Genomic DNA, 26054 nt, shown 5'->3' with positions numbered 1-26054 from the left:
GCGTGATAATATGGTAAAAAAACGTATTTATGAATTGGCTAAAGAGTTAGGTATAAGTAGTGAGAGAGTAATAGAAATTGCTAAAAAATATGATTTTAAAGTTACAAACCATATGTCAGCATTAGATGAAAATGAACAGAATAAAATTCGTGGAAGTATAAGTCTAAAAGCAAAGAAAAAAGAGCACATACAACATAATAAAAATAAAGATAATTTTCATTCCAAAAAGGTACAAAAAAGTAGTACAGGGAGTAAAGACGAAAATAATCATAAGAATGTGCATAAAAATAATAGAAAGCGATCTGGTAGTAGTATGAAAGAAAATAATAATGCAAAGAACGGACAACGTAATAATAGAAATAATCGTTCTAATAATAAATTTAAAAATAAACGTAATAACAATAATAAACGTAATAATAATTTTAAGAAGGGAAATCCTGTTCCACCAAGAAAAAATAAGCCATTGCCAGAAACATTGGTTTATACTGTAGGGATGAATGTAGCTGATATTGCTAAAAAAATTCATAGAGAACCTGCAGAAATTATTAAGAAGCTATTTATGATGGGGGTAATGGTAAACCAGAACCAATCCCTAGATAAAGATACAATTGAACTTTTAGCTGCTGATTATGGTATTAATGCAGAAGAAAAAGTTGAAGTGGATGTGTCTGATATTGATAAGTTCTTTGAAGAAGAACAAAACAACACTGAGCATTTAGAAAAACGTCCTCCAGTAGTTACTATTATGGGACATGTTGACCATGGTAAGACAACTTTACTTGATAAATTACGTCATACGCATGTTACTGAAGGCGAAGCTGGTGGTATTACACAACATATTGGTGCTTATCAAGTAAGACATGATGATAAGATTATAACTTTCTTAGATACACCAGGACATGCTGCATTTACTAATATGCGTGCTAGAGGTGCTGATATTACAGATATTACTGTTTTAGTTGTAGCTGCTGATGATGGTGTTATGCCTCAAACTATTGAAGCTATTAATCATGCTAAAGCTGCAGGTGTACCTATAATTGTAGCTGTTAACAAGATTGATAAACCAGGTGCAAATCCTAACCATGTAATGGAACAATTGACGGAATATGAATTAATTCCTGAAAGCTGGGGTGGAGACACAATTTTTGTAGAGATATCTGCAAAATTTGGTAAGAACTTAGATGAATTATTAGATATGATTCTTTTAGAAGCAGAAATGTTAGAATTACATGCTAATCCAAATCAAAGAGGGGCAGGTTCTGTTATTGAAGCTCGTTTGGATAAAGGAAAAGGTTCAGTAGCTTCATTGTTAGTTCAACAAGGTACGTTACATGTTGGTGATCCAATTGTTGTGGGTAATACATTTGGACGTGTACGTACAATGGTGGATGCTCGTGGACATGATATTAAAAAAGCTACACCAGCGACACCTGTAGAAATTACAGGGTTGAATGAAGTACCGGATTCTGGTGATAGATTTATTACATTTGAGGATGAAAAGACCGCTAGAGCTGCAGGTGAAAAACGTGCCGAAAGAGCTTTATTGAAAGAACGTAGTCAAACAAACCATGTTACTCTAGATAACTTATTTGATACTCTTAAAGAAGGAGAATTAAAAGAAGTTGGAGTTATTATAAAAGCTGATGTTCAAGGATCTGTTGAAGCTTTAGCACAAAGTTTTAAGAAGATTGATGTTGAAGGTGTACGTGTAAATATTATTCACCAAGCAGTAGGTGCCATAAATGAAAGTGATGTTACATTAGCAGAAGCATCTAACGCTATCATTGTTGGTTTTAATGTACGTCCTACACCACTAGCTAAACAACAAGCAGAATCAGATAATGTTGATATACGTTTACACCGAGTTATTTATAAAGCTATTGATGAAATTGAAACAGCTATGAAAGGTATGTTAGAACCTGAATATCAAGAAAAGATTACAGGACAAGTAGAGATACGCCAAACATACAAAGTTTCAAAATTAGGTACAATTGGTGGTGGATATGTTATTGATGGGTATATTCGCCGCGATAGTGGTGTACGTGTAATTCGTGATGGAATTGTTATTTATGAAGGTAAATTAGCTTCTTTGAAACGCTTCAAGGATGACGTTAAAGAAGTTAAACAAGGATATGAATGTGGATTGATGATTGAAAAATATAATGACATAAAAGTTGGAGATCAAATTGAAGCATACATTATGGAAGAAGTTCCAGTTGATTAATCTTTATTATACAGGAGGAAATTATGGCACAACATTTTCGTGTAGGAAGATTATCTCAAGAAATTCAACGAGAAGTAAATGATATCTTACTTAAACGAGTGCGAGATCCAAGAGTTAAAGATGTAACTATTACAGGTGTAGAAGTTTCTGGTGATTTACAACATGCTACTATCTATTATAGTATTTTATCAGATAAGGCTTCTGATGAGAAAAAGGTGCAAACTGGTTTGGATAAAGCAACTAGTTTGATTAGAGGCGAACTTGGTCATCGTTTAAGTATTTATGTAACTCCTGAAATTAAATTTGAACGTGATAAGTCTGTTCAATATGGAGATCATATCGATGAGCTTCTTAGAAAACTTCACAGTACAGATAAATTTTAGTATTTTTAAGAAAGTATTTAAGAGGGTATGGTTGTTAAATCGTACTCTCTTTTTTGGAGGGATTTTTTAATGGATGGAATTCTACCTTTGTATAAAGAACGTGGAATGACTAGTAATGATGCTGTCATAAAATGTAGAAAAATTTTTAAGACTAGAAAAATAGGACATAGTGGAACTTTAGATCCTGAAGTCGATGGTGTTTTACCGATTTGTGTGGGAAAAGCTACAAAAGTGGTTAATTATTTAATGGATTCAGGTAAAGTATATAAAGGCGAAATAACATTGGGATTTGCTACTACTACTGAAGATTTAGAAGGTGAAGTAATTTCAGAAACAAAACTTTCTAAACCTTTTTCAGATGAGAAAATAAATGAAATTTTGTCTAGTTTTATTGGTGATATAATACAGGTTCCGCCTATATATTCTGCTATAAAAGTTAACGGTAAAAAATTATATGAGTATGCTAGAGCTGGTGAAAAAGTAGATATTCCAGAAAGAAGAGTTCATATAGAATATTTTAAACAAATTTTTCCTGCAAAATTTGATAAAGAAAAAGGACAGCAAACTATATATTTTGAAGTCGGTTGTGGTAAAGGTACATATGTTAGAACTTTAGCAGTAGATGTTGGGAAAAAATTAGGTGTACCAGCTGTTATGAGTGATTTGACAAGGCTTAAAAGTGGTGGCTTTCAAATAGGGATGGCAAAGTCATTATCACAATTAGAAAAATTAGCACATGAAAATAAATTATCTGAATCATTATATCCTATTGACTATGCGGTCAAAGATTTACCAAGATATAATTTGAAATTAGAACAATGGAAGATAGTGAAAAATGGAGGTTTTTTACCTGTAAATACTTTTAAAGAAAATTATGATAGAGTGAATCTTTTCTATGACGATAGAATTAGATGTATTTATCAATATAATGAAGAAAAAAATAGATATCAATCTGAGAGAATGATAGATTTAAGTTAGGAAGGGATATAGATGGAAATCGTAAAATTGAAGGAACCTTATGATAAAAATGCAATTGTTGATTCTCCAATTGTATTGGCTTTAGGTTTTTTTGATGGAGTTCATCGTGGACATCAAGAAGTAATAAAAAGAGCTATAGAAAAAGGAAAAAGTTTAGGTGTAAAAGTTGCAGTAATGACTTTTGACAGACATCCAAAAATCATCTTTCAAAATATTGATGGTGAAAAGTTTAAATATCTAACAATGTTGGATGAAAAACTAGAACATTTTAAAAATTTAGGTGTAGATATAGCTTATGTTGTTAAGTTTGATGAAAATTTAGCTTATCTTTCACCACAAGATTTTATAGATAAATATGTAGTAGGGTTACATGCAATATGTGTTGTTGCAGGTCAAGACTACACTTATGGAAAACATGATATTGCTAATATGGATACTATTTCGGATTTTGCAAAAGGAAGGTTTGAAATAATAACTGTAGACCACTTACAACGTAATGATCAAAAAATTAGTTCTACTCAGATAAGAAAAGATTTAGATAGTGGGAATGTGGAAGCCGCTAATTTGCTATTAGGATATCAATATGAAAATCATGGAACTGTTGAACATGGTTTTAAGAGAGGAAGAAAAATAGGATTCCCAACTTTAAATGTTTCTATCCCTAAGAATGAACGTATTTTAGGGGAGGGTGTATATGCTGTTAAAGTGAAAATAGATAAAGATAATTTATGGTATGAAGGAATGGCATCTATAGGGCATAATGAAACATTTGGTGATGATTTAGAAAAAACAGTTGAGATAAACCTATTTAATTTTGATAAAAGTGTTTATGGAGAAAAAGTTATTGTTAAATGGTATAAATTTTTAAGAGAAATGGTGAAATTTGATAGTGTTGAGGAACTAATAGATCAATTAAATAAAGATAAAAGAGATACTGAGGTCTTTTTTGAAGACTTGAAAAAAAATTAGCACTTATAGGGTTACTCTGCTAATTTTTTGGCTAAAACTCTTGACTAATCCCATTAACTAGGTTATATTAATAATTGACTTAGCACTCTAATGTGTTAAGTGCTAAAAGAGGTGGTTGGTTTGCTAACTGAAAGACAGTTGTTGATTTTGGAAACAATAATCCGAGATTATACTGATTTAGGACAGCCTATTGGTTCTAAAACTTTGCAAGAACAATTACCTATACGTGTTAGTTCAGCTACTATTCGAAATGAAATGGCAGTTCTTGAAAAACAAGGTTTTATAACTAAAGAGCACTCTAGTTCTGGTCGAATTCCTTCCCTTAAGGGATATCGTTATTATGTTGATAATTTAGTTAAACCCGTTAAAATAGATTCTAAATCTGTAAGAAGTATTCAATCTCTATTTGGAAATGAATATCGTAGAGCTGATGAAATAATAGAAATGTCTGCAAAGATATTGTCTGATTTAACTAATTATACGGCGATAACTTTGAGACCAGAAGCTAGTGATTTAAAACTCGAAGGATTCAGGATGGTACCATTAGGAAATGGCCAAGTAATGGTTATTCTCGTTGCCAGTGATGGATCAGTTGAAAGCCAAATTTATAATTTACCTAATAACATAGATGGAGAGTCTCTAGAAGCTGTTATTAGGCTAATTAATGATAAATTGGTAGGTTCTTCCCTTAGTGAAGTCACTTCTAAACTACAAGAATTGCAGCCGTTACTTACTAAATATATTGAAAAATCTGATGGATTTATCGATGTATTTGGTGGAATCTTAGATAAAGCTATCAAAGAGCAGTTTTATATTGGTGGAAGGCGAAATTTGTTAAATTTTGCTAACGGTAATAATTTAGAACAGATCAAATCCCTGTATTCATTAATTGATGATGAATCAGATAAGATTGGTGGGTTAGTAGATAATACGACTAATCCACATGATCATCATGGAATTTCGGTTAAAATAGGTGATGAGATGTCTGATAGGTTATTGTTAGATTACAGTCTCGTATCGGCGACTTACAATGTTGGGAGTCATGGTCGTGGCATGATTGCTATTTTAGGACCTACTAACATGCCTTATTCTAAGATGATAGGATTGGTTGAAGTTTTCCAAAAAGAGCTAACTAAAAAATTAATTGATTATTACCGAAATTTTGATGAGTGATAATTGAAAGGGGTGGCGATGTGTCTGAAGAAGAAGTAAAAGTTTCTGAGCAAAATGATGACAGTGAAAAAGAAATTAAAGAAGATGATAAAGCTTCATCTGTTGAGAACGAAAAATCAGTAGAGGAGACAGATGATTCTTCAAAAGCATTAGATGAACTTCAAAAGAAGTACGATGATATTGAGGATAAATATTTACGAGCTGAGGCTGAAATGGCTAACATGACACAACGTTTTAAGAAAGAACAAGAAATGTTGTTGAAGTATGAGGGTCAAGATTTAGCTCGTGATATTTTACCAGTTATTGATAATTTAAACCGTGCTTTAGAAATTGAAGTAGATAATGATGCATCACAGCAACTGAAAAAGGGTATAGAAATGGTTGCTCGTGATATGGAAAAAGCCTTGAAAAACAATAATGTTACTAAAATAGATTCTTTAGGAAAGGTGTTTGACCCTACTTTACACCAAGCTGTAAAGACAGTTCCTGTTGAAGAAGGACAAGAACCAGAAACTATAGTACAAGTTTTCCAAGACGGATACATGCTAAAAGATAGAGTATTACGACCAGCAATGGTTGTTGTAGCTCAATAAGTAGTATTTAATTAATATATTTATAAAAGAGGTAATACATTTATGTCAAAAATCATTGGTATTGATTTAGGTACAACAAACTCAGCTGTTGCTGTACTAGAAGGTAAAGATCCTAAAATTATAACAAATCCAGAAGGTAATAGAACAACTCCATCAGTTGTATCATTCAAAAATGGTGAAACACAAGTTGGTGAAGTAGCTAAGCGTCAAGCTATTACAAATCCAAATACAGTATCTTCTATAAAGCGTCATATGGGAGATGCAAACTATAAGGTAAAGATTGAAGATAAAGAATATACTCCACAAGAAATTTCAGCAATGATTTTACAATACATTAAAGATTATGCTGAAAGCTACTTAGGTGAAGAAGTGTCACAAGCTGTTATTACAGTTCCTGCATACTTTAACGATTCACAACGTCAAGCAACTAAAGACGCAGGTAAGATTGCTGGTTTGAAAGTTGAAAGAATTGTTAATGAACCTACAGCTGCAGCTTTAGCTTATGGTCTTGATAAATTAGATAAAGATGAACGTATTTTAGTATTTGACCTTGGTGGTGGTACTTTTGACGTTTCTATCCTTGAATTAGGTGATGGAGTATTTGAAGTTCTATCAACTAATGGTGATACACATCTTGGTGGTGATGATTTTGATAATAAGATCATTGATTGGTTAGTTGAAAACTTTAAAGCTGACAATGGAATTGATCTATCTCAAGATAAAATGGCTATGCAACGTTTGAAAGATGCTGCTGAAAAGGCTAAGAAGGACTTGTCTGGTACAACAGAAGCACAAATTTCACTACCATTTATTGCTGCTGGTGAAGCTGGTCCTTTACACTTAGAAACATCATTATCACGTGCTAAGTTTAATGAATTAACTGAAGATTTGGTTGAAAGAACAAAGATTCCTGTACGTAACGCTTTAGCTGACGCAGGATTAACAAATGCTGATATTGATGAAGTTATTTTAGTTGGTGGGTCCACACGTATTCCTGCAGTTAAGGAAGCTGTTAAGGCTGAAACAGGACATACTCCTAATGAATCAGTTAACCCAGATGAAGCTGTTGCTTTGGGGGCTGCAATTCAAGGTGGTGTTATTACAGGTGATGTTAAGGATGTTGTTTTATTAGACGTTACACCTCTATCATTAGGTATTGAAACAATGGGTGGTGTATTTACTAAGTTAATTGACCGTAATACAACTATTCCAACATCTAAGTCTCAAGTATTTTCTACAGCAGCTGATAATCAACCAGCAGTGGATATTCATGTTCTTCAAGGTGAACGTCCAATGGCTGCAGATAATAAGACATTGGGTCGTTTCCAATTAACAGATATTCCTGCTGCTCCTCGTGGTGTGCCACAAATTGAAGTTAAGTTTGATATTGATAAAAATGGTATTGTTAATGTTTCTGCCAAGGACTTAGGAACAAATAAAGAACAAAAGATTACTATTAAGAGTTCATCTGGTTTGTCTGACGAAGAAATTGATCGTATGGTTAAGGAAGCTAAAGAAAATGAAGCAGCTGATAAGAAACGCAAGGAAGAAGTTGACTTGCGTAATGAAGTAGATCAATTGTTATTCCAAACAGACAAGACTTTGAAAGAAGTTAAAGATAAAGTTTCTGCAGATGAAGTTAAGAGTGTTGAAGATGCACGTGATGCTCTAAAGAAAGCTCAAGAACAAAATGATATCAATGAAATGAAAGCTAAGAAAGATGAGTTAACTAAGTTAATTCAAGATATGTCTGTAAAATTGTATCAACAAGCACAACAGGCTCAACAAGCTAGTGGTGCACAAGGTGATACTTCAGCTAATAACTCTACAAACGATGATAATACGGTTGATGGAGACTTTAAAGAAGTAGATCCTGATGAAAATAAGTAGTATCTATCTTGTAAAATAGGATTGAGCCATATGCTTTTATGCATGTGGCTTTATCTTTATTAACTATTTAAGTTATAATTAGTTGTGTAAATTTGGCAAAATGAAAGTCATTTTGTACTTTGAAAATTGGAGAGAAAAAAATGAATCCATATGATGTTTTAGGAGTTTCTAAAGATGCTTCTGATCAAGAAATAAAACGTGCATATCGTAAGTTATCAAAAAAATATCATCCAGATTTAAATCATGAACCTGGTGCTGAAGAAAAATTCAAAGAAGTAAATGAAGCATATGAAATTTTAAGTGATCCTCAAAAAAAGGCACAATATGATCAATTTGGTACAACAGGTGGACAACAAGGCTTTGGTGGTGGCCAAGGTTTTGGTGGCTTTGATTTTGGTGGATCTGGAGCAGGTGGCTTTGAAGATATATTCAGTTCATTCTTTGGTGGTGGTCAAAGTAGAAATAATAATGGCCCTCGTCAAGGGAGAGATCTTCAATATGAAATGCATCTAACTTTTGAAGAAGCAATCTTTGGAAAGAAAACAGAAATTAAATATACCAGAGAAGAAAATTGTAAAACTTGTAGTGGGACAGGTGCCAAGCCAGGAACATCACCAGTAACATGTTCTAAATGTCATGGTAGAGGATTTATTCAGGTTCAACGACAAACACCTTTGGGTAGAATGATGTCTCAACAAGAATGTGATGTGTGCCACGGTACTGGTAAAGAGATAAAAGAAAAATGCTCCACTTGTCACGGAAGTGGACATGTAAATGAACAACATGCTATTGAAGTTACAGTACCTGCAGGTGTTGAAGATGGTAATCAAATGCGCTTGAGTGGTCAAGGTGAGGCCGGAGTAAATGGTGGACCATATGGCGATTTATATATTTACTTCTCTGTTGCACCTAGTGATAAGTTTAAACGTGATGGGGCAGATATATACTTGAGTTTGCCTATTAGTTTTGTCCAAGCTGCACTTGGCGATGAAGTTGAAGTAGACACAGTTCATGGCAAAGTTAAGATGAAAATTCCAGCTGGAACGCAAACAGGGACAACTTTTAGACTTCGCGGGAAAGGTGCACCTCATCTAAGAGCTGGTGGAAATGGTGATCAACGTGTTACAGTTAGAATAGAAACACCTAAGAATTTGAATAAAAAACAAAGAGAAGCACTAAAAGCATTTGCTGATTCTATGGGTGAGGATCCTAGTGGTGATGATAGTTTCTTTGAACGTTGGTCTAAGAATAAGAAAACTAAACGAAAAAAATAATTAAGTTAATTGATGAATATACTTTTACTTTTTTGAAGTGAGTATTGTCAAGTAGATACTAAAAAGTTTTTATTATATAAACTGATTTCGGTATTAAACCGGAATCAGTTTTTTTAGATTCTGTTTGATTATTTCTTACGTGAATTTGAACAACAGATTGGCTTTAGTTCTGGTACATTCTCTTATGATGGACAAGGAGTTAAAACTGTTACTGAAGTTGTTTCTGAGAATTCCACAACTTATCAAACACGTTCCAGTTATCTTACTCAAGTAGAACTGTTTTTAAATCAATTAGTTAATGCAATTCTTGAAGTAGCTAGTGTAGGTCAGTTTTTTTCTGATGGTAAACCTAGATGGACTGGTAATGTAGCAGATGTTGAGTTGTCTATACATTTTGATGATGGTGTGTTTATTGATAAAGATAAACAACGAGCTGATGAGATGCAGTTAGTTGCTGCCGGAATTATGCCAAAGCTTGAGTATTTAAAACGCAACTTTGGTTTGAGTGAAGAAGATGCTCAAAAATGGTTAGCTCAAGTTACTAATGAACAACCAGATTATTCTGCTAATGTATTTCAGAAGCAAGATACAGGTGGTGTCTAGCTTATGGATTCAAAGCAGAAAATAGACCAAGACACAAATAATATTGCTAATCTATATTCTAATTTAGAAGATAAGATATTTTCTGAAATTATCAAAGTGTTACAACGTGGGCACTATGAAGATGTAACACAAGATAATGTTGTTCAATGGCAAGCACAGCAATTATCACAAATGGGAGCATTAACTAAAAGAGTAATTGATTTAATGGCAGACTTTGACGGTATCTCACCTAGTGAAATTGAAACTATCTTAAAACAAGATGGATATGAGATATTAGATGAAGTCAGTCAAGAATTGAAGTACAGTGGCCAAGTTAGTCAGCCAATCAGTGATGAGAGTTTTAACATGCTTGATTCAATGGTTAGACAAACTACAGATACTCTAAACAATACGATTAATCAAACTTTGCTTAGTCGCAATTATGGTGTTAATCCTGTTATGCGAACATACCAGGAAATTTTAAAACGCTCAACAATTGAAACTGTAACTGGACTTAAAACTCATGATCGAGCAGTCAAAGATGCTATTTACCAACAATTAGATAAAGGTATCGAAGTTATGAGAGATAAGTCTGGACGTGCATGGTCTCTTGAAGGTTATACACGTATGATACTTACGACAACATCTAATAGGACTTACAATGATTTACGAACTAAGCGAATGCAAGAGTTTGGCCAAGTGTTATGTTTAATGTCTAGCCACCCTAACAGTCGTGAAACGTGTGCTTATATTCAAGGTAAAGTAGTCAATATAGTTCCAACTGATGATCCTAATTACAATGACAAGTACGATTCAATCTATAATCATGGTTACGGTGAACCTGCTGGAACATTAGGAATTAATTGCAGACACAAATTATTTCCATTTACTCCAGGCGTCAACGTGAATAACATGACCCAGTATAATCCTAAAGAAGCAATTAGAAATGGTAATTTACGTCAAAAGCAACGTTACTATGAACGCTCAATTAGAGACGCTAAGAAACGATTAAAAGTTGCTGAAGAATTAGAAGACGAGCAGATGATAACTCGTACCAAAACACTAATTGCGGCACGTCAAAAGAAGTTAAGAGAATACATTAAAGAAACTAACAAGATGTATGGCAAGAAGTATGATATTTTGACTAGGGATTGACAGGGAACAGATTCAAAGTGCAGATGTTGTAAAAGAAAAACAAAAAATAAAAGATTATCATGCTAAGGAATTAGAGAAATTAAAAGAAAAGTATGGTTATCATGGATTCCCAAAAGCAGTAGAAGAATATCAATCGTTGCTATATAATAAAGACACAGGGCAAGCAATACATGCTTACATTAAAGCAAGAAAAGGCGTAGCATTGAGCCAGTGGTAGATTACAGGTATTACATTGATACTGTCAATGAATATAGGCGGTTAACAAAAAATATGAAGACAAAACAAGCAACAAAGTTGAACAGGCTATCAGATCATTCAATTGGTAGAATACCTGGTGCTCGTCATGATTATTCTCATCTTGATAAAAAAGGGAATCCTACTCTCCGAATTAGTATTTCTGTAAAAAATGTGATTAATGTTATTAAAAACGGTGAGTTAACAGAAGATAATTCTAAAGCAGAAGGATATTCTTTAGATGGGTGGAAGGTTGTTATCAGCAAGCAAAAGAAAACCTATGGAAAAGTAGTTACTATTAAACCTCAGAAGCAAAAAAAGAAAAAACGAAAGAAGCGTAATTAAAAATGAAAGATATTGGTTATCTTTATTTTAGTAAAACTGATTACGATTTTATAAAGTTACATTTTCCTGATATTTTTGCTATCTGTGAACAATATGTATCCAGTCGTGAACCTGATATTGAATTAACAGTGACGGATTCACAAACAGATATGATTGATAACAAAGTTTTAATGGCTATTGGGAGTAATGCTACCGTTCCCCAAGGAGACCCGTCACCAGAGGCTATTGAACTTGAAGCAATTTGGGATAGAGCATAAGGATGTGGGTAGCATGGATGATAAGATTGCAGTACATGTAAAAGGTGTAGATTATTCTGTAAACGCAGACGATTCTAAAATGCATGTAACGCTTGACATAGATATTTTTGAAAAACCACAATTTGATAATATGAAATTAGTAGAAAAATTAGCACGTAAAGTGAATGAGATAAAATTATAACATTCCGACCTGAGTAAGTCGTAAAACTGCTTTTTTTGTATGCAATCAATCAGCGTGGAGCGTTCCACGTAAAATAAAAACGATAGGAGAGATTGACATGAAACGTGAAGATTTGAAGAATTTAGGTTTGACTGATGAACAGATTGAAAAAGTGATGGCTGAACACGGTAAAGATATAACCAGTTTACAAGAAAAGGTAAATGGTTTAACTAATGAACGTGACGGTTTGAAATCACAACTTGATGAACGAGATCAACAGTTAGCTGATTTACAAAAGAATTCTAAAAACGTTGATGATTTAAACGAACAAATCAAACAATTACAATCTGACAATAAGAAAGCTAATGAAGAATGGCAAAATAAATTAGCTACTCAAACTAAGAATTTTAAAATCGAAATAGCATTACGTGAAGCAAAATCTAAAAACGTAAAGGCAGTTTTACCATTTATTGACACGGAAAAAGTAACTGTTGATGGAGATAGCTTGAAAGGACTAGATGACCAAATTAAAGCTATCCAGCAAAGTGATAGTTACTTATTTGAAGAAGGCAAACCAGAACCAAAGATTAACATTGGCGGTAAATTTAATAATGGTGAAAATGGTGCTGATGGTAAAGTTGATCCGGTAGTTTCTAGCATTGCAGCATGTATGAAATCAATTTAGAAAGGATATGAAATAAAATGGTAGTAGTATTAAATCGGAAACGCAAATAATTGTTATATAGAAAGATATGTAAATAGTTGAAAATTTTACATTCAAAAAGGTATAATTAGTAGTTAGATATTTAGAAAAGGTAGGAGTGTTCTCATGGATTTAGAACAAATGAAAGTTCGTCAGAAACATATTCGGAATTTTTCCATTGTGGCACATATTGATCACGGAAAATCAACTCTAGCTGATCGAATCTTAGAAATGACTGATACGGTAACCAAAAGAGAGATGCAAGACCAGCTGTTAGATTCAATGGAATTAGAGAGAGAACGAGGCATTACAATTAAATTAAATGCTGTTGAATTGCATTATCATGCAAAAGACGGCGAGACGTATATTTTTCACTTGATTGATACACCGGGACATGTTGATTTTTCATATGAAGTTTCTAGATCTTTAGCAGCTTGCGAAGGAGCTGTATTAGTTGTTGACGCTGCACAAGGAGTAGAAGCGCAGACTTTAGCAAATGTATATCTAGCTTTAGATGATGATTTAGAAATTGTACCGGTTATTAATAAGATAGATTTACCTTCAGCAGATCCAGAACGTGTTCGTCAAGAAATTGAGGATGTGATAGGACTAGATGCTTCTGAAGCTGTTTTGGCTAGTGCTAAAAAGGGAATTGGAATTGAAGAAATGTTAGAACAAATAGTGCAGAATGTTCCCGCTCCTGACGGGGATTTAGAGGCACCGTTGAAAGCTTTAATTTTTGATTCTGTTTATGATGATTATCGAGGTGTAGTTCTAAGTATTAGAGTTGTTGAAGGAACTGTAAAGCCTGGTGATAAAATTCGTTTGATGAATAGTGGCGCCGAATATGAAGTAGTTGAAGTTGGTGTAAATTCACCTAAACCATTAAAGAGAGATTTTTTAATGGCTGGAGACGTGGGATATCTTACTGCAAGTATAAAAGATATTCAAGATACACGAGTAGGTGATACTGTAACAAATGCTAATAATCCGACAGCAAAGCCACTCGAGGGATATCGTGAAATGAATCCTATGGTATATTCAGGATTGTATCCAACAGATAACGCTAAGTATAATGATTTACGAGAAGCGTTAGAAAAATTGCAGTTAAATGATGCTGCTTTAGAGTTTGAACCAGAAACTTCACAAGCTTTAGGCTTTGGTTTCAGATGTGGTTTTTTAGGTTTGTTGCATATGGATGTTGTTCAAGAAAGATTAGAGCGAGAATTTAATATGGACTTAATAACAACGGCTCCTTCTGTAACATATGATGTTGAATTAACAGATGGTACACATATTAATGTATCTAACCCATCTGAAATGCCAGAAACACCACTAATCAAGCAAATTAATGAACCATACGTTAAAGCAGAGATAATGGTACCAAATGACTATGTTGGCGCTGTAATGGAGTTATGCCAACGAAAACGTGGTACTTTTGTAACTATGGATTATCTAGACGATTATCGTGTTAATGTTATTTATGAAATACCATTATCTGAAATAATTTTTGACTTTTTTGACAAGTTGAAATCTAGCACACGTGGTTATGCGTCATTAGATTACGAGTTAGATGGAACTAGACCAAGTGATTTGGTGAAAATAGACATACTTCTTAATGGTGATAAAGTAGATGCTCTAAGTTTTATTTCTCATAGACAATTTGCTCAAGCGAGAGGTAGAGTAATAGTTGATAAACTTAAGACTATCATACCACGTCAAAACTTTGAAATTCCTATTCAAGCTGCTATTGGAGCTAAAATAATAGCTAGAACTAATATAAAAGCTTATCGTAAAGATGTAACAGCAAGAATTCATACTGGTGATCCAGATAGACGTGCTAAATTACTAGATAAACAAAAACGTGGTAAAAAGAGAATGAAAGCAGTAGGTACAGTAGATGTACCTCAAGCTGCATTTATGGCTGTATTGAAGACAGATGAAGAAATAAAGTAAATATATTTTTTTAGAGTACTGGATGAGTTAATAACAATTCCAGTACTCTTTTTTATAGAAAAATTATATTAAGTTATGAAGTAGGTAATATATAATTTATATTAAATATATTTTTGAATACTCTTGACAAAGAAAAAATGGAGAACTAAAATATAATAGTTGAATAATTTTGGGCATTCGCCAAATTGGTAAGGCAGTGGACTCTGAATCCATAATTTACAGGTTCGAACCCTGTATGCCCAATCTTTTTGTTAATTGAATACTATATTTTAAGGATAAATCTTACATAGGTTTATCCTTTTATTTTTTATTGAAAATAAGTTTATAAATAGATTGGAAATTAATAAGTTACATGTAATATTTAAAAGTAACGTACACAAAGCAATGAGAAAAATAGGAATATATTTCTAATATAACAGTTAGATTAGTTTATAGTTCATCAATATCTATTGTCACTTTATATAACATTAAATTTGAATATTCACGAAATAATATATAATTTTAATGTTTTTATATTGAATTTATCTATGAAATAAAATATCATGTATCATTTTATGACAATATTGTGGTATAATATTTTCATAAATCAGAATAAGGAGAACGAACATGAAAAAGTTTATTACATTTTTAAGTATTATTAGTAGTTTAATCTTTCTTTCATTTTTTATTAAACCACAGTTAGTTCATGCGGATGAAAAAACATATACAATAGCTACTGATGTAACATTTCCACCATTTGAATATGCAAATGATAGTAATAAATATGTCGGCATTGATATTGACTTGATGAATGCTATAGCTAAAGAAGAAGGATTTAAAGTGGATCTGAAGCCAATTGGTTTTAACGCTGCTTTGCAATCCGTTAGTGCTGGACAAGTTGATGGAATGATCGCAGGAATGACAATTACAGATGAACGTAAGCAAAAATTTGATTTTTCGAAACCATATTATTCATCTGGTATTGTTATGGCTGTAAAACCTGACAGTAGTATTAAAAGTTTGAAACAGCTACGCGGAAAGAAAGTAGCTATAAAAACGGGGACTTCAGGTGCGGATTATGCTAATTCTATAAAAGATAAATATGGATTCAAGACTGTAACTTTTGATGATTCAGACAATATGTATAATGATGTAAAAAATGGGAATTCTGTTGCATGCTTTGAAGATAGTGCTGTTTTAGAATATGGTATTAGCACAGGTTTAGGATTAAAAATAGTAACTAAACCAGCTAATTCTGGTAATTTTGGTTTTGCTGTAAAAAAAGGAACACACCAGGAATTGATGAATAAATTCAATGATGGTTTAGATAAACTTAAGAAAAATGGAAAATACCAAAAGATAATTGAAAAATATACAGGTAAAAGTGCAATTTCAGCTACTAAAGAGGCTAATGAAAAGAAAAGTAAAGATAGTCATACTGTCTTAGGACTATTAAAACAAAATAAAAAGGCCTTTTTAGACGGAATAGTAGAAACTTTAAAATTGACAGTAGTTGGAATTATAGGTGCAACTATTTTTGGGATTCTAATAGGAATGTTAGGTGTTGTGCCAAACAAATTTGCTCAAGGTATTTCTACAACAATAATTTATATTTTTAGAGGACTTCCATTGTTAGTTCTAGCTTTGTTTATTTACAATGGTATTCCTAGTTTAACAGGATCAAAAATTCCAGCATTTATCGCCGGAATTATTACATTAACTTTAAACGAAGGTGCATATACTGCAGCTTTTGTGAAGGGTGGAATCGAGGCCGTAGATAAAGGTCAAATGGAAGCAGCTAGAAGTTTGGGACTTTCGTTTGGCAAATCCATGAGAAAAGTTATCTTACCTCAAGGTGTTAAAATTATGATTCCATCTTTCATTAATCAGTTTATAATTACATTAAAGGATACTTCAATTTTATCTATTATAGGTATATTAGAATTAACTCAAACTGGTAAAATCATTATTGCTAGAAACTTAGAAGGTTTTAGAATTTGGGGCATTATAGCAATAATGTACCTATTAATAATTACAATTTTAACTTTATTATCCAAATGGATTGAACGGAGGATAAATAACTAATGACAGATTTAAAAGTAGATGTTACAGATTTAAAAAAGAATTATGGTAGTAATCATGTATTAAAGGGAATCAATTTTAAAGTAAAAAATAATGAAGTTGTAGTTTTAATTGGACCATCTGGTTCAGGGAAAAGTACGTTGTTGAGATGTCTAAATAAATTAGAAGAACCTACGAGTGGTTCAATTATCATTGACGGACATGATATAAGTGATCCTAAGACTGATATAGATAAAGCACGTGAAAATATCGGTATGGTTTTCCAACACTTTAATCTATTTAATAACTTAACAGTAGGTGAAAATATTACTTTGGCACCAGTAGAGCTTGGAAAGTTAGAAAAGGAACAAGCTGAATTTGTAGCTAAGAATTTACTAGAAACAGTAGGCTTAGCTGATAAATATGATGCAATGCCTGCTTCATTGTCTGGTGGTCAAAAGCAAAGAGTTGCTATAGCAAGAGCATTAGCAATGAAACCAGATATTATGCTATTTGATGAACCCACTTCGGCTCTAGACCCTGAAATGGTTGGAGATGTTCTTGAAGTAATGAAAGAATTAGCTAAAGATGGAATGACTATGGTTGTTGTAACACATGAAATGGGATTTGCTAAAGAAGTTGCAGATAGAGTTGTTTTTATGGCTGATGGTCATGTGATGGAAGAGGGTACTCCTGAAGAGGTATTTGATAATCCTCAAAATAAAAGAACTAAAGCATTTTTAGACAAAGTAATTAATGTCTAGAGTATAAAAAGACTGGGATTAAATAATCGCTAAAGATTGCATTATTTTAATAATGGCGATCTTTAGCGATTTTTATTTTATTATTCATAAGATAATTCGACAAGATATACATTTCTATCAGTTAAATGAGCCGTACTAGCCCAAACTTCATGGTATCCACGTAATTGGCGACCAGTCATTTGAAAGAAATCGTCTAATAATTTTCCATGTTGAGAAATGAAGTCAAGCTTTAATCTATTAACCATAAGGCTATTATCAGGGAAATATATTTCTGCATCTGAAACCTTAACTTTATCAGAAATAAATAGTCTAATAACATTATCGTAAGCGGGAATGGCCTTTACTAAATCATCAGGATGTCTTTTAATATAAGATAAGATGAAGAATAGAGAATCTGAATTACTTGCCAAAACACAAAAACTCCTTTACACAATCATTTAATATTCATTGTATCATTTTTAGAGTACACTTAGTATATAAAATAAAGAAAAGAGAGAATAGGATGTTTGAAAGAACTTGTGATTTAATAGAAAATTTATATAAAGACAACATTGTTCCTGGTGTATCATATGCTGTAATAAAGCCCGGAGAAGTATTAACTAAAGTTATAGGAAATAGTCAGTTGATTCCTAAAGTAGAAAAACTAAAAGCAGGCATGTTATATGATATGGCTTCTTTAACTAAAGTTGTAGGAACTACGACAGTAATTTTAAAGTTAGTTGAAGATAATAAGATATTAATTGATGACAAAGTGAAGGATTATCTACCATTATTTAAAGATGATAGAGTTACAATTAGACATTTATTAACCCATACTTCAGCATTGAATGGGTATATACCGCATCGAAATGAGTTAAATGCACAAGAATTAATTGAGGCAATGTATACTCTAAAAGTGGGAGACTGGTTAGGAAAAAAAGTGGTATATACAGATACAGGATTAATATTGTTAGGAGAAATAATTCAAAAAATATACAATAAACCTGTACAGACAGTTATAACGCAAGAAGTGTTGCAACCATTGCAGTTATTTGAAAGTACGTTTAATCCGGATCCGGGATTGTGTGTACCTACTGAAGTTCAAAAAAATGGTAAAGTCTTGAAAGGAATTGTACATGATCCTAAAGCTAGGATTTTAGGTAAATATTGTGGATCAGCTGGTCTATTTATGTCGCTAAATGATTTGATTAAGTTTTCTAATTGGATTATACATAATTCAAAAAATAGAGTATTAAAAGACAAGACAATATCTAAATTGTTTAATGATTGGACTCCTAATGGGACTTTGGGGCGATCGCTAGGTTGGGATTTAAGATATAGAAATGATGGAGTTCCATGTATTTATCATACAGGATATACTGGTACATTCATTTTAATAGATAGAGATAGTGGATGTGGATTAATAGTATTGAGTAATAGGGTTCATCCAAGTTCTAATAATCAAATCTTTTTAGATAGAAGAGATATAATTATATCTACTTTTCTTGATGAAATTATTAATTAAAAAAATAATAGAGTGAGGTAATAGTAGGAACTATTTTCTCACTCTATTTGCTTTTAGTAGGTAGGTTTTATTTCTAGAGCTTGTTGCTTTGATAAATCAGCATCTGGATATTTTCTTTGTAAAGCAGTAATTAATATACGTTTAGCTAATTCACCATTTCTAGCTAAGATAGGTCCATGGAAGTAAGAACAATAAGTATTTTTAAAAATAGCACCTTCAGTTTTGTCTTTTCCATTATTTCCATGTCCACTTACAACAGTACCTAGAGGTCGCTCATTTTTTCCTAAATATGTGACTCCATTATGATTTTCGAAACCATGATATTCTTGGTTGGTTTCTTCGTTCTTAATAACAATATCTCCGATGAAACGATTATTATCTTGACTTTCAGTATAATGGTCTAAGGCATGAATACCTTTAATTTTTTGACCGTCAGCCCCAATATAGTATTGACCTAGTAATTGATACCCACCACAAATAGCAAGCATTGGCCCGCCATCATGTATATATTTAGTCAATGCTTCTTTTTTTGATTGAATATCTTTTGAAACAATCATCTGCTCGTAATCTTGGCCACCACCAAAAAAGGCAATATCATACTTTTCAGGATTAAATTCTTGATTTAAGGAGATAATATCAACTTTTAAATCAGTGTCCATTTGTTTAGCATAATAGCGTAAAGCAAGGATATTTCCGATATCACCATAAGTATTCAATAAGTCACCGTATAGATGGGCTAAATTTAGTGAATATTTCATAATTAATCCATGCCTCCTTTAATATAACCTTGTTCAGACAATAATTTACGTAACTGTAACACAGCGGTATAAGTTGCTAAAACATAAACATGCTTAGTTGGCATTTTTTTAATATTTTCAAGCACGTCAGGAAGTTTTTCTTCTTGAGAGAAATTTTCTTCAGGTACACCAGCGACTCTCAATCTAAAAGTAATATCGCGGTATCTTTCACCACCAGTTAAAATAGCTGGTATCTTATCAAATGGAAGAGATTCAAAACTTCCATCCCAAATCCAGCTAGTATCGATACCGTCAGCATAGTTAGCATTTAATAACACTGCTAAAGAAAATGGTTCTGTATCGGTTTTTATCATATCAAGTACTTGATCTAGACCAACTGGATTTTTAATCAAGACCAATGTTAGTTCTTTATCACCTATCTTGATAACTTCTTGTCTTCCAAAGACTTTTTCATCGTTACTGCTTAAAGCATGTGCTATCTGTTGAGGTGAAACGCCTAATTCATTTCCGACAGCATATGCTGCTAAAGCATTATAAATATTATATGTTCCACCTATATGAAGTGAGATGTTAGTATTATCGATTTCAAAAGTCGAGCTTTGAGGACTTTGACTTAGAATACGGTTCATTCGATAAGAGAGTTTTGGACGTTTGAAATCGCAGTTAGGACAATAATATTTCCCCAAATTACTGTAACTTCTATTCTTATAGTGTAAAATATGTTGGCATTTAGGACATAATAAACTGTCTGTGTTAGCTGGTGCCATTTGTTCTCTATCTGCTTTATCATCAAATCCGTAATAAATAACTTTATTTTTTAATTCTCTACTATTGAAGATAGGAGCATCACCGTTAGCAATAACGAGTGCATCGGGATGCATATTAATACCTTTTAATATTTTATCGTAAGTGGTATATATTTCACCATATCTATCCATTTGATCACGGAATAAGTTTGTCATGACATAGATAGAAGGGGATATATATTGAGATATAATTGGAACATTGGCTTCATCAGTTTCTAATACTGCAAGTTTTTTTCCACTCTTTGTTTTTTGAGCGGTTAAAAAGGCGGATACAATACCTTGTTTCATATTAGATCCACTAGGGTTAGTTAAAATGTTGGAGTATTTTTCACCTAAAACTTTAACAGTTAAAGCAGTAGTTAACGTCTTGCCATTAGTACCTGTGATGATAACTATTTCATAATCTTTTGCTAGACTTTTTAAAACATCAGGATCAATAGCTAAAGTAATCTTTCCAGGTAAAGAAGTACCACCATTTGTAAATTTGTGTAAAAACCAATGTGAAGTTTTTCCTGCCGTAATGGCAACTGAACTTTTCAAACTCATTTTAAAGTTCCTCCAGATATATGTTTGATAAAAAAACATAAGAATTTAATAATACTAAAAAATATGATAGCATAAATTTGTGGTTGTGCATATCAAAAGACTATATTGAAAGGCAGAGATATTGTAAATTTAAAGAATGTTGAAAGTTTAAAATTAAAAAGTGTTGTTGATCATAATTATTAATTATAAAAAAGCATGATATAGGCTTGTTTTTAGTCTATGAAATAATCTATACTAGACTAGGAAATTTTATTCAATGGAGTGATTTTTTGTGGCTCAACTTTTTTTTCGCTATGGAGCGATGAATAGTGGTAAGACAATCGAAATCCTTAAAGTTGCACATAATTATGAAGAACAAGGGAAAAATGTTATTATCATGACAAGTGGTTTGGATAATCGCGATGGTTATGGTTATGTTTCTAGTCGTATAGGTTTGAAAAGAAAAGCTATTCCAGTTGTTAGTGAAACTAATATTAAAGATCTAGTAGAACAATCTTCTTTAGAGCCTGCCTGTATTTTAGTTGATGAGGCACAATTTTTAGAAAAACATCATGTATTGGAATTAACTCAGATTGTAGATGAACTGAATATTCCTGTAATGACTTTTGGGTTAAAAAATGATTTTATGAATGAGTTGTTTGAAGGATCTAAATATCTTTTATTATATGCTGACAAAATAGAAGAAATGAAGACAATTTGTTGGTTTTGTAATAAAAAGGCTATTATGAATTTAAGAATGCATGATTCTAAACCGGTATATAGTGGTGAACAGATAATGATTGGTGGTAATGAATCTTATTATCCAGTATGTAGAAAACATTATTTTAATCCACCTATTAATAATTTAGAAAAAGATGAAGGAGAAATAAATGGATAAGTTATTTGATAGATTGCAGATGTTAGAAGATAGATATGAAGAATTAGGTGAACTTCTATCAGATCCCGATGTAATTTCAGATACAAAGCGTTTTACAAAGTTATCTAAAGAAATGGCTGACTTAAGAGAAACTGTTGAAAAATATAATAAATATAAAGAAGTAACACAACAAATTTCTGATGATGAAGAGATGCTAAGTGATGGATTAGATGATGAAATGGCATCTTTAGTGAAAGAAGAATTGTCAAATGCTAAGGATGAGAAGGTAAAGCTAGAAGAAGAAATTAAAATTTTATTACTACCTAAAGATCCTAATGATGACAAGAATATTATTATGGAAATTAGAGGTGCTGCTGGTGGCGACGAAGCTAGTTTATTTGCTGCAGATTTATTTTCTATGTACAGCAAGTATGCTGAACGTCAAGGATGGTCAATTGAAGTTATTGATAAGAATGTAACAGAAGTTGGTGGCTTTAAGGAAATAGCACTTATAATTAACGGTAATAGTGTATGGTCTAAGTTAAAATATGAGAGTGGTGCCCACCGAGTTCAAAGAATACCAGTAACAGAATCTGCAGGACGAGTACATACATCAACTGCGACAGTTGTTGTTATGCCTGAAGAAGAAGATGTAGAAATTGAGCTAGATCCTAAAGATATCCGAGTAGATGTTTATCGTTCATCTGGTGCTGGTGGACAGCATATTAATAAAACATCTTCTGCCGTACGTATGACTCACTTACCTACAGGTATAGTTGTTGCTATGCAAGATCAACGTTCTCAACAACAAAACAGAGAAAAAGCAATGAAAATATTAAAGGCTCGTGTATACGACTACTACGCTCAACAAGAACAAAGTGAATATGATGCAAATCGTAAATCTGCAGTTGGTACAGGGGATAGATCTGAAAGAATTAGAACTTATAACTATCCTCAAAATAGAGTTACAGATCATCGTATAGGTTTATCATTAAATAAATTAGACCGCATCATGAATGGTGAGTTAGAGGATGTTATTGATGCTTTAGTTTTATTTGAGCAAACTAAAGCAATGGAGAAGTTGGAAAATGAATAATCCAACATTTTTTGAAGTCCAGAAATGGGCTTTTTCTTGTATAAAGGGAAATGGTGGTACATTAGAAGATGTAGATTACTTAATATGTGGTCAAATGGGTTGGAATAAAACACAATTGTTGATGAATTATCGGACACGTATTGATGATAAAAATTACCAAGAACTACAAGAAAAGATAGAATTGTATAATCAAGATTATCCCCTACAGTATTTAATAGGTTATCAGGATTTTTATGGTTTGAGACTAAAAGTTACGAAGGATACATTAATACCACGCCCAGAAACTGAAGAACTTGTGGATTGGATTTTAAATGATAATTCAAAAAATGAGAACTACGATGTCTTAGATGTTGGTACAGGAACTGGAGCGATAGGATTAGCACTAAAATCTATACGAAGTAACTGGAATATTTTTTTATCTGATATTTCTGAACCTGCATTAAAAGTAGCTAAAGAGAATGCTCAAAATTTAAATTTAGATGTATCATTTTCTACAAGTGATTTATTTGAAAAAATTGAAGGAAAAAAAGATATCATTGTTTCTAATCCACCATATATTTCGGAAAACGAAAAAATTTATATGGACAAGAGTGTTTTGAATTATGAACCTCATCAAGCTTTATTTGCAAAAAATAATGGACTAGAAATATATGAAAGAATTGCAAATGAAAGTGGTAAACTTCTTAAACAAGGTAGCAAAATCTATATGGAGATAGGATTTTTACAGGGAAAGGCAGTAAAAAAAATCTTTAAAGATAGTTTTCCAAATTCGGAAATTACTTTAAAGAAAGATATCAATGGTAATGATAGAATGATCTGTGTAAAAATTTAGAGGAAGAAGGAGATTTTTTGTTAATCACAAAAATTTATAAACCAAGTGAGTTTAATGAAGCTGCAAAAGAATTACGTCTAGGAGAACTTGTAGCTTTTCCAACAGAAACAGTATATGGATTAGGAGCAGATGCTACTAATGAACAAGCAGTAAAGAGGGTTTATTTGGCTAAAGGAAGACCATCAGATAATCCTTTGATTGTGACTGTATCATCACTAGAGATGGTAAAAAGATTTGTTCCATCGTTAAGTAAAGAGGTAGAAAAGATAATAGAAAAATTCTGGCCGGGTTCATTGACAATTGTACTAAAAATAAAAGATGGTAGTTTATCTAAGACAGTAACAGGTGGTTTGAAAACTGCTGCGTTTAGAATGCCTAAAAATGAAACTACATTAAACTTGATAACAGCATTAGGTAATCCTATTGTAGGCCCTTCAGCAAATTCTTCGGGAAAGCCAAGTCCCACGACTGCTCAGCACGTTTATCATGATTTAGAGGGAAGAATTGCAGGTATTTTAGATGATGGACCTACTGATGTCGGTGTAGAGTCAACAATTATTGATATGAGTACAGAAATACCAACAATTTTAAGACCAGGAGCAGTAACAGCAGAAGAAATTGAAAAAGTCATAGGTAAAGAAGTATATAATGATAAACATAAAGTTAAAGAAAATGAAATACCTAAAGCTCCGGGAATGAAATATAAGCACTATGCTCCATCAGCACAAGTGTTAATAGTTAATAAAGATAATTGGAATAGTGCACTACAGTGGGCAAATGAAAATAAAAATCAGGTAGGAATATTAGCTGATGATGAAGTGTTGAGTAAAGCCTTAGAAAATAAAACTTATTCATTGGGAGAAAATGTAGAAAGTGCAGCTAAGAATCTTTTTGCAGGGCTTAGATATTTTGATGATGACAATCAGATTAAGTATATTTTAGCCGAAGCGTTTCCTGAAGAAGGTGTCGGTTTAGCATATATGAATCGTTTAAAAAAATCAGCCGGTAATCAATTTTATAATAAATAGAGTAATTATTTATTAATATGGTAGAAATTAGATGTGATATCATATAAAATTAGTAGAGAAAATTATATTAATTAAATCAAGGGAGCGTTAAACATGGGAAAATTTCAAGTATTAGATCATCCATTAATTCAACACAAATTATCAATTATTAGAGATAAAAATTGTGGAACAAGAGAATTTAGACAATGTGTAAATGAAATAGCTGAATTAATGGTTTATGAAGTTTCTAGAGATATGCCTTTAGAAGATGTAGAAGTAGAAACACCAATTACAAAAGCAACTACTAAACGACTAGCTGGTAAAAAAGTAGTAGTAGTTCCAATTTTACGTGCTGGTATTGGAATGGTAGATGGTATCTTGGAATTAATCCCAGCTGCTAAAGTAGGTCATATAGGCATGTATCGTGATGAAGAGACACTACAACCACATGAATATTTTGTGAAAATGCCAGATGACTTAGAAAATCGTGAAATGATAATTGTTGATCCAATGTTAGCAACTGGTGGTTCAGCAATCATGGCTGTTGATGCACTCAAAAAGCGTGGTGCAAAATCTATAAAATTTGTTTGCTTAGTTGCTGCTCCAGAAGGTGTTAAAGCATTTCGTGAAGCACATCCAGATGTAGATATTTATTCAGCTTCATTAGATGAATATCTAAATGAAGACGGATATATTGTTCCTGGATTAGGTGACGCAGGTGATAGATTATTTGGTACTAAGTAAATAATTAGTTTGTTAGTATTTTAATTATTAATAATTACTTTTAAAATGATGATTTATTGAATTTAAATGCGATAAATCATCATTTTTGTATTATTTTTCTCAAATTGACTTTTGTAATTTTATCAAAATGGTGGTATTATCTTTTTAGTATTCGAAGATTTATCCCGTCTTTGAATGCATACCAGTTGTTTTAAGCTCACTGGACAAAATTTGAAAAGAGGTGAG

The 26054-nt window shown here is 32.3% G+C and carries 26 protein-coding genes and 1 tRNA gene; 24 read left to right on the top strand and 3 right to left on the bottom strand.

The window, feature by feature from the left end:
- Positions 1-10: 10 nt before the first annotated feature.
- The 18 genes from infB (at position 11) to OZJ21_RS07330 (ending at position 17680) form a co-directional block, all read left to right on the top strand.
- A complete protein-coding gene (gene infB / locus OZJ21_RS07415) occupies positions 11-2224 on the top strand; it encodes a translation initiation factor IF-2 (protein ID WP_081533941.1) in 2214 nt (737 codons plus the stop codon).
- Positions 2225-2247: 23 nt separating this feature from the next.
- Complete coding sequence (gene rbfA, locus OZJ21_RS07410; protein WP_003699907.1) at positions 2248-2607, top strand: 30S ribosome-binding factor RbfA; 360 nt, start codon at positions 2248-2250, stop codon at positions 2605-2607.
- A 69-nt stretch (positions 2608-2676) separates the two neighbouring features.
- Complete coding sequence (truB, locus tag OZJ21_RS07405) at positions 2677-3585, top strand: tRNA pseudouridine(55) synthase TruB (protein WP_081533944.1); 909 nt, start codon at positions 2677-2679, stop codon at positions 3583-3585.
- 12 nt (positions 3586-3597) lie between these two features.
- Positions 3598-4554, top strand: a complete 957-nt coding sequence (gene ribF, locus OZJ21_RS07400) for a riboflavin biosynthesis protein RibF (RefSeq protein WP_003708021.1) — start codon at positions 3598-3600, stop codon at positions 4552-4554.
- Positions 4555-4674: 120 nt separating this feature from the next.
- The gene (gene hrcA, locus OZJ21_RS07395) at positions 4675-5727 is read left to right on the top strand and encodes a heat-inducible transcriptional repressor HrcA (RefSeq protein WP_003705961.1); all 1053 of its coding nucleotides are present in this window, start codon (positions 4675-4677) and stop codon (positions 5725-5727) included.
- A gap of 20 nt (positions 5728-5747) precedes the next feature.
- Positions 5748-6320: a nucleotide exchange factor GrpE gene (gene grpE, locus OZJ21_RS07390; RefSeq protein WP_069469454.1), complete on the top strand. Its 573-nt coding sequence runs from the start codon at positions 5748-5750 to the stop codon at positions 6318-6320.
- 42 nt (positions 6321-6362) lie between these two features.
- Positions 6363-8210, top strand: a complete 1848-nt coding sequence (dnaK, locus tag OZJ21_RS07385) for a molecular chaperone DnaK (RefSeq protein WP_003703157.1) — start codon at positions 6363-6365, stop codon at positions 8208-8210.
- A 140-nt stretch (positions 8211-8350) separates the two neighbouring features.
- On the top strand, positions 8351-9484 hold the full coding sequence (dnaJ, locus tag OZJ21_RS07380) for a molecular chaperone DnaJ (RefSeq protein ID WP_081533947.1): 1134 nt from the start codon (positions 8351-8353) through the stop codon (positions 9482-9484).
- A 117-nt stretch (positions 9485-9601) separates the two neighbouring features.
- On the top strand, positions 9602-10087 hold the full coding sequence (locus OZJ21_RS07375) for a phage portal protein (protein WP_081533950.1): 486 nt from the start codon (positions 9602-9604) through the stop codon (positions 10085-10087).
- A gap of 3 nt (positions 10088-10090) precedes the next feature.
- The gene (locus OZJ21_RS07370) at positions 10091-11221 is read left to right on the top strand and encodes a phage minor capsid protein (RefSeq protein WP_268857634.1); all 1131 of its coding nucleotides are present in this window, start codon (positions 10091-10093) and stop codon (positions 11219-11221) included.
- A gap of 270 nt (positions 11222-11491) precedes the next feature.
- Entirely contained in the window at positions 11492-11800 is a 309-nt protein-coding gene (locus OZJ21_RS07365) for a hypothetical protein (RefSeq protein ID WP_081533955.1), read from the top strand.
- Positions 11801-11802: 2 nt separating this feature from the next.
- Positions 11803-12057 carry a hypothetical protein gene (locus OZJ21_RS07360; protein WP_099459968.1) on the top strand — a complete coding sequence of 85 codons (255 nt, stop codon included), beginning with the start codon at positions 11803-11805 and terminating at the stop codon, positions 12055-12057.
- Between the two features lie 13 nt (positions 12058-12070).
- Positions 12071-12238, top strand: a complete 168-nt coding sequence (locus OZJ21_RS07355) for a hypothetical protein (RefSeq protein ID WP_081541205.1) — start codon at positions 12071-12073, stop codon at positions 12236-12238.
- 97 nt (positions 12239-12335) lie between these two features.
- The gene (locus OZJ21_RS07350; RefSeq protein WP_225415288.1) at positions 12336-12902 is read left to right on the top strand and encodes a phage scaffolding protein; all 567 of its coding nucleotides are present in this window, start codon (positions 12336-12338) and stop codon (positions 12900-12902) included.
- A gap of 144 nt (positions 12903-13046) precedes the next feature.
- Positions 13047-14876: a translation elongation factor 4 gene (gene lepA / locus OZJ21_RS07345; protein WP_003699919.1), complete on the top strand. Its 1830-nt coding sequence runs from the start codon at positions 13047-13049 to the stop codon at positions 14874-14876.
- Between the two features lie 170 nt (positions 14877-15046).
- Positions 15047-15119: transfer RNA gene (locus OZJ21_RS07340), tRNA-Gln, on the top strand.
- 363 nt (positions 15120-15482) lie between these two features.
- A complete protein-coding gene (locus OZJ21_RS07335; protein ID WP_069469452.1) occupies positions 15483-16940 on the top strand; it encodes an amino acid ABC transporter substrate-binding protein/permease in 1458 nt (485 codons plus the stop codon).
- Complete coding sequence (locus tag OZJ21_RS07330; protein ID WP_081533976.1) at positions 16940-17680, top strand: amino acid ABC transporter ATP-binding protein; 741 nt, start codon at positions 16940-16942, stop codon at positions 17678-17680. The genes OZJ21_RS07335 and OZJ21_RS07330 overlap by 1 nt, the downstream gene beginning before the upstream one ends.
- Before the next feature lie 80 nt (positions 17681-17760).
- On the opposite strand, the gene OZJ21_RS07325 is transcribed toward OZJ21_RS07330, so the two are convergent.
- Complete coding sequence (locus tag OZJ21_RS07325; RefSeq protein ID WP_003704574.1) at positions 17761-18090, bottom strand: hypothetical protein; 330 nt, start codon at positions 18088-18090, stop codon at positions 17761-17763.
- 92 nt (positions 18091-18182) lie between these two features.
- On the opposite strand from OZJ21_RS07325, the gene OZJ21_RS07320 reads away from it, so the two are divergent.
- Positions 18183-19184, top strand: coding sequence for a serine hydrolase domain-containing protein (locus OZJ21_RS07320; protein ID WP_003705968.1), 1002 nt, complete (start codon positions 18183-18185; stop codon positions 19182-19184).
- A gap of 53 nt (positions 19185-19237) precedes the next feature.
- Here OZJ21_RS07320 and OZJ21_RS07315 read toward each other — a convergent pair whose 3' ends face one another.
- The gene (locus OZJ21_RS07315; protein ID WP_003705969.1) at positions 19238-19942 is read right to left on the bottom strand and encodes a type 1 glutamine amidotransferase; all 705 of its coding nucleotides are present in this window, start codon (positions 19940-19942) and stop codon (positions 19238-19240) included.
- A 2-nt stretch (positions 19943-19944) separates the two neighbouring features.
- Entirely contained in the window at positions 19945-21294 is a 1350-nt protein-coding gene (locus OZJ21_RS07310; RefSeq protein WP_034983410.1) for a Mur ligase family protein, read from the bottom strand.
- A 271-nt stretch (positions 21295-21565) separates the two neighbouring features.
- Between OZJ21_RS07310 and OZJ21_RS07305 the strand changes: the two genes are divergently transcribed.
- The 5 genes from OZJ21_RS07305 (at position 21566) to upp (ending at position 25829) form a co-directional block, all read left to right on the top strand.
- Positions 21566-22171: a thymidine kinase gene (locus OZJ21_RS07305; RefSeq protein ID WP_003699928.1), complete on the top strand. Its 606-nt coding sequence runs from the start codon at positions 21566-21568 to the stop codon at positions 22169-22171.
- Positions 22164-23246: a peptide chain release factor 1 gene (gene prfA / locus OZJ21_RS07300; protein ID WP_003705971.1), complete on the top strand. Its 1083-nt coding sequence runs from the start codon at positions 22164-22166 to the stop codon at positions 23244-23246. The genes OZJ21_RS07305 and prfA overlap by 8 nt, the downstream gene beginning before the upstream one ends.
- Positions 23239-24078 (top strand): peptide chain release factor N(5)-glutamine methyltransferase, encoded by an 840-nt coding sequence (prmC, locus tag OZJ21_RS07295; protein ID WP_003699932.1) that lies wholly within the window; start codon positions 23239-23241, stop codon positions 24076-24078. Before prfA ends, prmC begins: the two co-directional genes overlap by 8 nt.
- 17 nt (positions 24079-24095) lie before the next feature.
- Positions 24096-25106, top strand: coding sequence for an L-threonylcarbamoyladenylate synthase (locus OZJ21_RS07290; RefSeq protein ID WP_003705972.1), 1011 nt, complete (start codon positions 24096-24098; stop codon positions 25104-25106).
- A 93-nt stretch (positions 25107-25199) separates the two neighbouring features.
- Positions 25200-25829, top strand: a complete 630-nt coding sequence (gene upp, locus OZJ21_RS07285) for a uracil phosphoribosyltransferase (RefSeq protein ID WP_003699935.1) — start codon at positions 25200-25202, stop codon at positions 25827-25829.
- The last annotated feature ends 225 nt before the right edge of the window (positions 25830-26054 follow it).

Origin of the sequence: Ligilactobacillus sp. UO.C109, from assembly GCF_026847815.1 — a bacterium.
GTDB lineage: Bacteria > Bacillota > Bacilli > Lactobacillales > Lactobacillaceae > Ligilactobacillus > Ligilactobacillus salivarius.
Note: the sequence above shows the minus strand (reverse complement) of the source record. Positions and strands in the feature narration are given on the sequence as shown.